The 8,339-nt window shown below is 68.5% G+C and carries 9 protein-coding genes; 3 read left to right on the top strand and 6 right to left on the bottom strand.

Translation table 11 applies throughout. The features are described 5' to 3' along the window. Nucleotides 1-276 (bottom strand): insulinase family protein (locus AC1DOC_RS09675; RefSeq protein ID WP_478129724.1); only part of this gene is annotated, 276 nt, incomplete at its 3' end. A 77-nt stretch (nt 277-353) separates the two neighbouring features. On the opposite strand from AC1DOC_RS09675, the gene ftsY reads away from it, so the two are divergent. After that, nucleotides 354-1,595 carry a signal recognition particle-docking protein FtsY gene (gene ftsY, locus AC1DOC_RS09680; protein WP_418146025.1) on the top strand — a complete coding sequence of 414 codons (1,242 nt, stop codon included), beginning with the start codon at nt 354-356 and terminating at the stop codon, nt 1,593-1,595. A 24-nt stretch (nt 1,596-1,619) separates the two neighbouring features. On the opposite strand, the gene AC1DOC_RS09685 is transcribed toward ftsY, so the two are convergent. The 3 genes from AC1DOC_RS09685 to AC1DOC_RS09695 form a co-directional block, all read right to left on the bottom strand. Then, nucleotides 1,620-2,645: a hypothetical protein gene (locus AC1DOC_RS09685; protein WP_478084511.1), complete on the bottom strand. Its 1,026-nt coding sequence runs from the start codon at nt 2,643-2,645 to the stop codon at nt 1,620-1,622. A 149-nt stretch (nt 2,646-2,794) separates the two neighbouring features. Continuing rightward, the gene (locus tag AC1DOC_RS09690; protein WP_478079707.1) at nt 2,795-4,573 is read right to left on the bottom strand and encodes an ATP-binding protein; all 1,779 of its coding nucleotides are present in this window, start codon (nt 4,571-4,573) and stop codon (nt 2,795-2,797) included. A gap of 10 nt (nt 4,574-4,583) precedes the next feature. Continuing rightward, complete coding sequence (locus tag AC1DOC_RS09695) at nt 4,584-5,297, bottom strand: response regulator (RefSeq protein WP_478079706.1); 714 nt, start codon at nt 5,295-5,297, stop codon at nt 4,584-4,586. Nucleotides 5,298-5,464: 167 nt separating this feature from the next. On the opposite strand from AC1DOC_RS09695, the gene AC1DOC_RS09700 reads away from it, so the two are divergent. Both AC1DOC_RS09700 and rpoH read left to right on the top strand, forming a co-directional pair. Then, a complete protein-coding gene (locus tag AC1DOC_RS09700; RefSeq protein ID WP_307595882.1) occupies nt 5,465-5,929 on the top strand; it encodes an Mpo1 family 2-hydroxy fatty acid dioxygenase in 465 nt (154 codons plus the stop codon). Nucleotides 5,930-6,076: 147 nt separating this feature from the next. After that, nucleotides 6,077-7,018 (top strand): RNA polymerase sigma factor RpoH, encoded by a 942-nt coding sequence (gene rpoH / locus AC1DOC_RS09705; protein WP_015867149.1) that lies wholly within the window; start codon nt 6,077-6,079, stop codon nt 7,016-7,018. A 47-nt stretch (nt 7,019-7,065) separates the two neighbouring features. Here rpoH and AC1DOC_RS09710 read toward each other — a convergent pair whose 3' ends face one another. Both AC1DOC_RS09710 and AC1DOC_RS09715 read right to left on the bottom strand, forming a co-directional pair. Continuing rightward, nucleotides 7,066-7,905, bottom strand: coding sequence for a DNA alkylation repair protein (locus AC1DOC_RS09710; RefSeq protein WP_478129722.1), 840 nt, complete (start codon nt 7,903-7,905; stop codon nt 7,066-7,068). 10 nt (nt 7,906-7,915) lie between these two features. Next, a partial coding sequence (locus tag AC1DOC_RS09715) for an SCO family protein (protein WP_478129723.1) occupies nt 7,916-8,339 on the bottom strand: 424 nt, incomplete at its 5' end.

Consider the following 8,339-nt stretch of genomic DNA (forward strand, 5'->3'; position numbering starts at 1 on the left):
CTTGATGTCCTTGGTGCCCTTGAACATCATGTGTTCGAGCACGTGGGCCACGCCCGAGGTGCCGTCGACCTCGTCCACCGAGCCCACGCGCACCCAGAGCATCTGCACCGCGGTGGGCGCGCGCCGGTCGGGCTGCACCAGCAGCGTCATGCCGTTGGCCAGGGAGAATTGCCGGGGTGCCGATGCGGCCGCGGCGGCAGCGTCGGAGGGAGCGGCGGTGGGAACCGGTGTGGGCTGGGCCTGCGCAGGCATGGCCCACAGCGCGCAAAGCGCCATTGCCAGCACCGCACCGGACGCAGCACGGCGTGGCGAGGGGTGTTTCATAGAATGGGTCGGATTGTAAAAAGCTCCCGATGTTCAGTTTCTTCAAGAAAAAACCGCCTGCCGAATCCCCGGCCGCGCCGGCGCCCTCACCGGCCGCCGAGCCGGCCCCTGCGCCCGAACCCGCGCCTGCGCCCGCTGCCGCACCCGCGCGTTCGGTGTTCTCTCCGTCGAGCTGGTTCGGTTCGAAGCCTGCCGCGGAGGAAGCGGCGCCTCCGCCTGCAGCCCCAGACACGGCGCCCCCGGTTGTGCCTCCTCCGCCGCCACCCGCGGCCGCGAACCTCGCCCCTGTGCCTGCAGCACCGGCGCCCGCGCCTGCCGTTCCGGCCGTGCCCCCGCCCCCACCCGCCCTCGTCGAGGCCGCCATGCCCGCCGAGCGCAAGGGCTGGTTCGACAAGCTCAAGACCGGCCTGCGCAAGACCGGCACCGGCATCCAGGCCGTGTTCGTCAACGCGCAGATCGACGAAGCGCTGTACGAGGAGCTCGAATCGGCCCTGCTGATGGCCGATGCCGGCGTCAAGGCCACCGAATACCTGCTCGACGACCTGCGCGGCCGCGTCAAGCGCCAGATGGCGACCGATGCGGCGCAAGTGAAGCGGCTGCTGGCCGATGCCATCACCGACCTGCTCCAGCCGCTCGAGAAGCCGCTGGTGATCGGCCAGTTCACGCCGACGGTAATCATGGTGGCGGGCGTCAACGGCGCCGGCAAGACCACCTCGATCGGCAAGCTCACCAAGCACCTGGCCAGCGAAGGCGCCTCGGTGCTGCTGGCCGCGGCCGACACCTTCCGCGCGGCGGCGCGCGAGCAGCTGCTGGTCTGGGCCGACCGCAACACGGTCGAGATCGTGAGCCAGGAAGGCGGCGACCCGTCGGCCGTGAGCTTCGACGCAGTCACGGCCGGCAAGGCGCGCGGCAAGGACGTGGTGCTGGTCGACACCGCCGGCCGGCTGCCGACGCAGTTGCACCTGATGGACGAGCTCAAGAAGATCAAGCGCGTCGTCACCAAGGCCGACGCCACCGCGCCGCACGAGGTGCTGCTGGTGATCGACGGCAACACCGGGCAGAACGCCCTGGCGCAGGTCCGGGCCTTCGACGAGACGCTGGGCCTCACCGGCCTGGTGGTGACCAAGCTCGACGGCACCGCCAAGGGTGGCGTGCTCTGCGCCATTGCGCGCGAGCGGCCGATCCCGGTCTACTTCATCGGCGTGGGCGAGAAGCTGGAAGACCTCGAGACCTTCAACGCGCGCGAGTTCGCGCTGGCGCTGCTGGGCTGACGCGCCGGCAGCGGCCGCCCGCCCTCAAAAACCGAAGAGCGAGCGGGTGTCGCAGAGAAAGCCGCTGCAGTTGGCAGGCTTGACGTAGAGCGTCCTGATCTGGCCGCTCGGCAGGCCGTAGTCGCCCACCAGCGCATTGCCCTTGGCGCCCTCGGCGTTCGCCTGCACGATGTAGTCCGCGCTGTTGGCCGCGGGCTGCAGGCTCTGGTAGCTGAACGTGGCCGCTTGCGACAGGTCTTTCTCGTAGAGCAGTTTCAGGCCGTCCGAGAAGACGTAGCCGGTCTTGAACCGGAAGCCCTGGGCGCCCTTCGCCTCGAACTGGGCCAGGAAGTCGGAGTCGCTGCCGGGCTGGTCCAGCGCTTCATAGCCGTAGGTGGCATTGCCTTGCGCGTCCTTTTGGAAGACCAGCACCGTGGCTCCGCCGATCATGTACGCGCCGCCGACGGTGTAGTAGCCGTTGCCGCCCTGCGCATTGATCAGCGACAGGTAGGCGGCGCTGTCGGCGGGTGCCGCCTGCACGGCATAGGTGTAGGTCGATGCCGAGCCGTTGTCCTTGCGGTAGAGYGTGCGGATCTGGCCGCCGACCACGTATGGCCCGCCCCACTTGAAACCCCGGGCGCCCTGGGCGTTGAGTTGGGCCTGCAGGTCCGCCGTGGAGCCGGTGTCCGGCAGCAGTTCGAAGGCGTAGGTGGTGCCGGCATCCTTCACGTAGGCCTCGACGACCTCCGTGCTGGTCGGGCTCGTGGGGAAGGCCAGGCCGCTGAAGAAGCGGAAGGCCCTGGCGCCCTGGGCATTGAGTTGGTCGAGAAACGCCGAAGCGTCGGCGGCGGGCGGCAGCGCCTCGTACATGAAGGTGCGGGTGGCCGGGGCGGGTGCCGGTGCCGGTGCCGGGGCGGGTGCCGGGGCCGGCGCGGGTGCAGGAGGCGGCGGAACCCCGTTGCCCCAGCCAACCGGCAGGCCACCACCGCCTCCTCCACCCCCGCCGCCGCATGCCGCGAGGGCCAGCATGGTGGTGGTTGCGATTGCTACCGCTGCAAACTTGAATCTCATTCGGAATCCTCCCTGATCGATGTGTGTGTGCGACCCAGGGAAGGTACGTCCGGGGGGCTGACGGCCACCAGTGCCGAAAGTCATGACATCGCCGGCTAACGCCCCGGCAATTACCAGCCACACATTCGAAAGTATTCGATTCCGGGCCGCTAAGCGCTTGCCGCTCGGGCCATCATCCGGAACAGCGAATCGGCGGCCACCGGCTTGAACAGCACCGGAATCCCGGATTCCCGCACGCGCTGCAGCCTGTCGGGAGAGGTCTCGCCGGTGATCAGCAGCAAGGGAATCGTGGGCCCGCCCTGCCGCCGGCCGCTCAGGCGCAGGCCCACGTCCAGCCCATCGATGCCATCGGCCAGCCGGTAGTCGCACATCAGCAGGTCGAAAGGCCGCCTTTCGCTGCTCGCCTGCTGCAAGGCGGCGGCAGCGGCGGCTTCGTCCGCGACGGCGAGCGCGTCGATCGAATGCGAGCGCAGCAGGCCCGTCATGGCTTCGCGGATTTCGGATTCGTCGTCCAGCAGCAGCACCCGCGCGGGCAGTGCCGGGGCCGCTCGCCCGGGCCGCTTTTCCTGCCGCGGCGCCGCAGCCTCGGGCAGGAAAGGTCCGGCCAGCGCGCCCGCCTGCGGCGCAACGGCCGGCAGCACGACGCGGAAATGGGTGCCGCGCCCGAGCCGCGAGTGCATCTGCACCGGATGGCCCAGCAGGTGCGAGAGCCGCTGCACGATCGACAGGCCGATGCCCAGCCCCCTCGAGCGGTCGCGCCCCGGATTGTCGATCTGGTAGAACTCCTCGAAGATCCGGTTCGACTGCTCGGGCGCAATGCCGATGCCGGTGTCCCGCACCTCGATCCACACGAACTCCCCGCGTTCGCGAGCCGTCACGGTCACTCCGCCGCGCGCGGTGTACTTGAGGGCGTTGTCCAGCAGGTTGGACAGCATCCGATGCAGCAGCTGAGGGTCGCTGCGCACCCACAACCCGCTGGCGCGCACGCGCAGCTGCAGCTGCTTTTGTTCGGCCTGGGCCGAGAAGGTGTGGTTGAGCGGCAGGAACAAGGCATCGAGCTGGACGGCCTGGCGCACGGGCGTGACCACGCCGGCGTCCAGCCGCGAGATGTCCAGCATGATGTCGAGCGAGGCGCCCAGGGCATTGACGGCGCGCATCAGGCGCTGCGCGTTGAGCTCCTCCGGACGGCCGCGCAACTCGTTCTCGAGCGCGGCGCCGAACAGCGCAATGGCATGCAGCGGCTGGCGCAGGTCATGGCTGGCGCTGGCCAGGAAGCGGGTCTTTTCCCGGCTGGCGCGCTCGGTGGCGGCAATCTGCTCTTCCAGCCGCACGGCCAAGGCTTCCTTCTCGAAGCGCAGGACCAGCGAATCCGCCAGCAGCCTGTGCTCCTGCACGCCGACGCGCAGCATGAGAAACAGGTAGATCGAGGCGAAGGCCGCGAGAAAGAGATGGATGGAGTCGCGCTGCCACGCCAGCGCAACGATCAGCCCGCCCATCATGGGCAGCGTGTGGCCGAACAGCGCTGCCTGGAGCGGCCGCAGCGACTGCACGGCCCGGGCGCAGTTGCCCATCATCACCACCATCAGCGCGGCAGTGACCGGCAGGTTGCCCGCGGGCACGAAGATCCACGGCGCCAGCGCATCGGCAAACCCCAGCAGGGTCACGATGCGGGTGATCCTGCGCGCCCACCAGGCGCTGTCCGCCGCCGGAACCGACGGATTCCAGCGCGGCGTGAAGTACATGCCCAGGTACAGCGCCAGGTGCAGCACGACGAAGGGCAGCACCATCGGGTCGCCCAGCTGCAGGTACATGAATGCACCGAGCACCAGCACGAAGACGACGCGGGCCAGGAAGGTGGCGTTGTAGTTGAAATAGACCGACGCCACGTGCTCGCGCAGCACGCGCTGGTTCAGCGGCGTGTCGGCCATGCGCGGCGGCTCAACGCAGGCTGCTGATCAGCTGCGCACGCGAACGCACGCCGAACAGCAGCAGGATGGTCGATACGTGGTTCTTCACCGTGCCTTCGCTCAGGTTCGCGAGCTGGGCGATCTCCTTGTTCGCCTTGCCGTCGAGCACCCATTGCAACACCTGCATCTGGCGCGGCGTGAGCTCCTGCCAGGCGCTGGCCCGGGCCGATTCGGCGTAGCCATCGGGCGCCTTCGGCACGGCGGCGGAAGGGGAAGCTTCAGGCGCGCCGGGCTCGAGCAGGCCGCAGGCGCGGATGAATCCCACCACCTCCTTCAGGTCCGCCGACTTCGGAAGAAAGGCGCTCGCGCCCAGCGCCACCGCGCCCTGCGCCAGCGAGGTGTTGCCGGTGCCCGACAGCACCACGATGCGGGCGGACGGGTGGCGCAGGCGGAATTCCGCGAGGCCGCTCAGGCCGTGGGTGTCGGGCAGCGCCAGATCCAGCAGCACCAGGCGGATCGACTCGCGGTGCCTGTCGTACAGCGCCAGCGCCTCGGCCGCGCTGGCGGCCTCGAAGACCTCGATGCTCGCCCCGGAGGAAGCGGTCTGTGCCTCGATCAGCGCGCGCACGCCGAGCCGCAGCAAGTCGTGGTCGTCCACCACCAGGATCGCGCCGGGCGGGTGCGCCGGGATGCCGCCCTCCAGGGTCGGCGGCGGCGGTTTGGAGGAAGATTCGAGCGAAGGCACGCGGTCGATCTTAGCGACGCGCCCGGCGCGCAACAGTGCACTAAGTCATGGGGTAGCCGCCGTTCCGGGGCATCGCTTGCTCTTGTTTTAATAGCACTTGCCATCCCCTGCGCGCGGGAGCACCATGCGCTACCCGCCGCACCGAACGGCGTTTGGAGACAACAACCATGATGCACACCGCCGATGCCCCGCTGGCAGCGGGCGAGCGCAAGATCGACCGGCTGCTGGCCCACTATGGCGAAAGCCACCGCCACCCGACCAACGAGCTGATTCACTTCGCCGCGATCCCGGCCATCATGCTGAGCCTGGTCGGCCTGCTGTTTGCGCTGCACCCGTGGGCCGCCTACCTCTTCGTGGCGGCCAGCCTGGTCTACTACGCCACATTGCGCTCCCCCGCGTTCCTGCTCACCATGCTGGCTGGCACGGCCCTGGTGCTGGCACTGGTCCATGCAATGGGGAGCCTTGTACTGCCGGTTTCCGCCGCCATCTTCGTGGTGGCGTGGATCTTCCAGTTCATCGGCCACAAGATCGAAGGCAGGAAACCTTCTTTCTTCGAAGACATCCAATATCTTTGGGTGGGGCCGCTGTTCGTACTTTCGAAGCTGTTTCTGCGCCTCGGTATCCGCTGGTGATTCCCAGGGTCGGACGCCGCCGCAGGCCGGATCGCCGTCCGGCTGACAGCTTTGGCTATCGGTGCGATAGAAACTTAGGGGGAACCCTTGGCTTAGCACTCCCTCCAATCGAGTGCTAATATGGCCAATACAAAGGAGTTTCCCCTGATGACCACGCTGTCTGGAGCCTCTGCCAACCAGCTCGCCGTCGCCAATCCATGGTCGATGGTGCCGCCGCTGGGCAACCTGGATGCTTATATTTCGGCCGCCAACCGCCTGCCGATGCTCACGCTCGAAGAAGAGCAGGGCTTCGCACGCCGTTTGCGCGACCACAACGACCTCGAAGCGGCCGGTGCGTTGATCCTCTCGCACCTGCGCCTCGTGGTGTCCATTTCGCGCCAATACCTGGGCTATGGCCTGCCTCACGGCGACCTGATCCAGGAAGGCAACGTCGGCCTCATGAAGGCCGTGAAGCGCTTCGACCCCGATCAGGGCGTGCGGCTCGTGAGCTACGCCATGCACTGGATCAAGGCCGAGATCCACGAATACATCCTGAAGAACTGGCGCATGGTCAAGGTCGCAACGACCAAGGCCCAGCGCAAGCTGTTCTTCAACCTGCGCTCGATGAAGCAGGGCTTCAAGGCCGACTCGGCCGCGGCCGACAACGGCACGCACCGCGACACGCTGAGCCCCGACGAGGTGTCGCAGATGGCGACCCGGCTCAACGTCAAGCCCGAAGAAGTGCTGGAAATGGAAACCCGCCTGTCGGGCGGCGACGTGCTGCTCGATCCGGGTCCGTCGGACGACGGCGACGAGGCCTTCGGCCCGATCGCCTACCTGGCCGACGCCACGCAGGAGCCGACCGCCCTGCTCGAGTCGCAGCAGCGCGACCGGCTTTCGAGCGACGGCATCGCCACCGCGCTCGAAGCGCTGGACGACCGCAGCCGCCGCATCGTCGAAGAGCGCTGGCTCAAGGTCAACGACGACGGTTCGGGCGGCATGACGCTGCACGACCTGGCGGCGGTGTACGGCGTGAGCGCCGAGCGCATTCGCCAGATCGAAGTCGCGGCCATGAAGAAGATGAAGAAGGCGCTGGCCGACTACGCCTGAGCCCTCTGAGCTTCACCCGAACAAGCCCGGCCGCGTGCCGGGCTTTTTCATGCCTGTTTGGCCAGCGTGCGCAGCGCCCGCCTGGCGATGTAGCGGGTGGCCGGTGTGTCCGACTCGGCCACCCAGCGCGCGCAGAGCCGGTCGACCCACTCGGGCTGGGTCTTGCTCGCGTCGTTGAGCCAGTTGGCCACCGAATTCTGCACATAGCGGCTGGCGTCGGCCCGCAGCGGCGCGAGGAGCGGCAGCGCACGCCAGGGCTCGGCCTTGAGCGCGTCGATCTGCGCGCACCAGACGCCGCGCGGGCGCGTGAGCTCGCTCGCAAAGCGGCGGATGTTCGGATCGGCGTCGGCCGTCCACGGCTGCAGCAGCGCGAGCGACTCGTCGAGCGAGGCGATGACCGCGTCACGCACCGCCATCCAGGCGATTTCCCGCACGCCGAAGTGCGGATCAGCGGCAAAGCGCCGCACCGCCTCCAGCTGCGCCGCCAGCGGCAGGCCCGAGAGCGTGACCCACTGCGCGGCCCAGCAGCGCGCGACGTCGCTCGCGTGCGTGGCCAGCCGGTGGGCGACGGCATCGCGCTCGGCATGCAGCGCCGCCAGGTCGTAGAGCGCGCGCGCAATGTGGCCGTGCCGCTGCATCGGCTTGAATGCGCCGAGCATGGCGATGGTGTCGGCCAGCCGTTCGCTCGCCGGATCGAGCCCGATGTGGGCCGCCACGCTGCGCGCGAGCCGCGGCAGCTCGAGCGCCAAGAATTCGTTGAGGTTGAYGGTCTCGAGCAGCCCGTCGTTGAGCGCGCGCAGCACCTCGGGCGGAATGAGCGCGATGCGGAAGGCGCCCCGGCGCGCCTTCAGGTGCTCGACGGAGGCCAGGGCAAGGGCGGCGTCCATGGGCGCGCGGTCAGGACTTGAGCAGCGCCTTCACGTCCGACACCATCGGCGCCACGCCGGCGCCATAGCGCGCGTAGAGCCGCAGCCGGCCGTCGGTGTCGTAGACGAAGCTGGCGGCCGAATGGTCCATCGAGTAGCTCGTGGGAGTCTTGCCCTCGACCTTCTTGAAGTAGACCTTGAAGTCCTTGGCGATCTGCGCGAGCTGGTCGGCCGTGGGAATCAGCGCGACGAAGCCCGGGTCGAACGCGCCCATGTAGGCCTTGAGCACCTCGGGCGTGTCGCGCGCCGGGTCGACCGTGACGAACAGCACCTGCAGCTTGTCGCCATCGCTGCCGAGCTGCTGCTTGACCTGCGCCATCTCGGTCATGGTGGTGGGGCAGACGTCGGGGCACTGCGCGTAGCCGAAGAACAGCACGACCACCTTGCCCTTGAAG

The organism is Variovorax sp. 01T439_2, assembly GCF_056398445.1.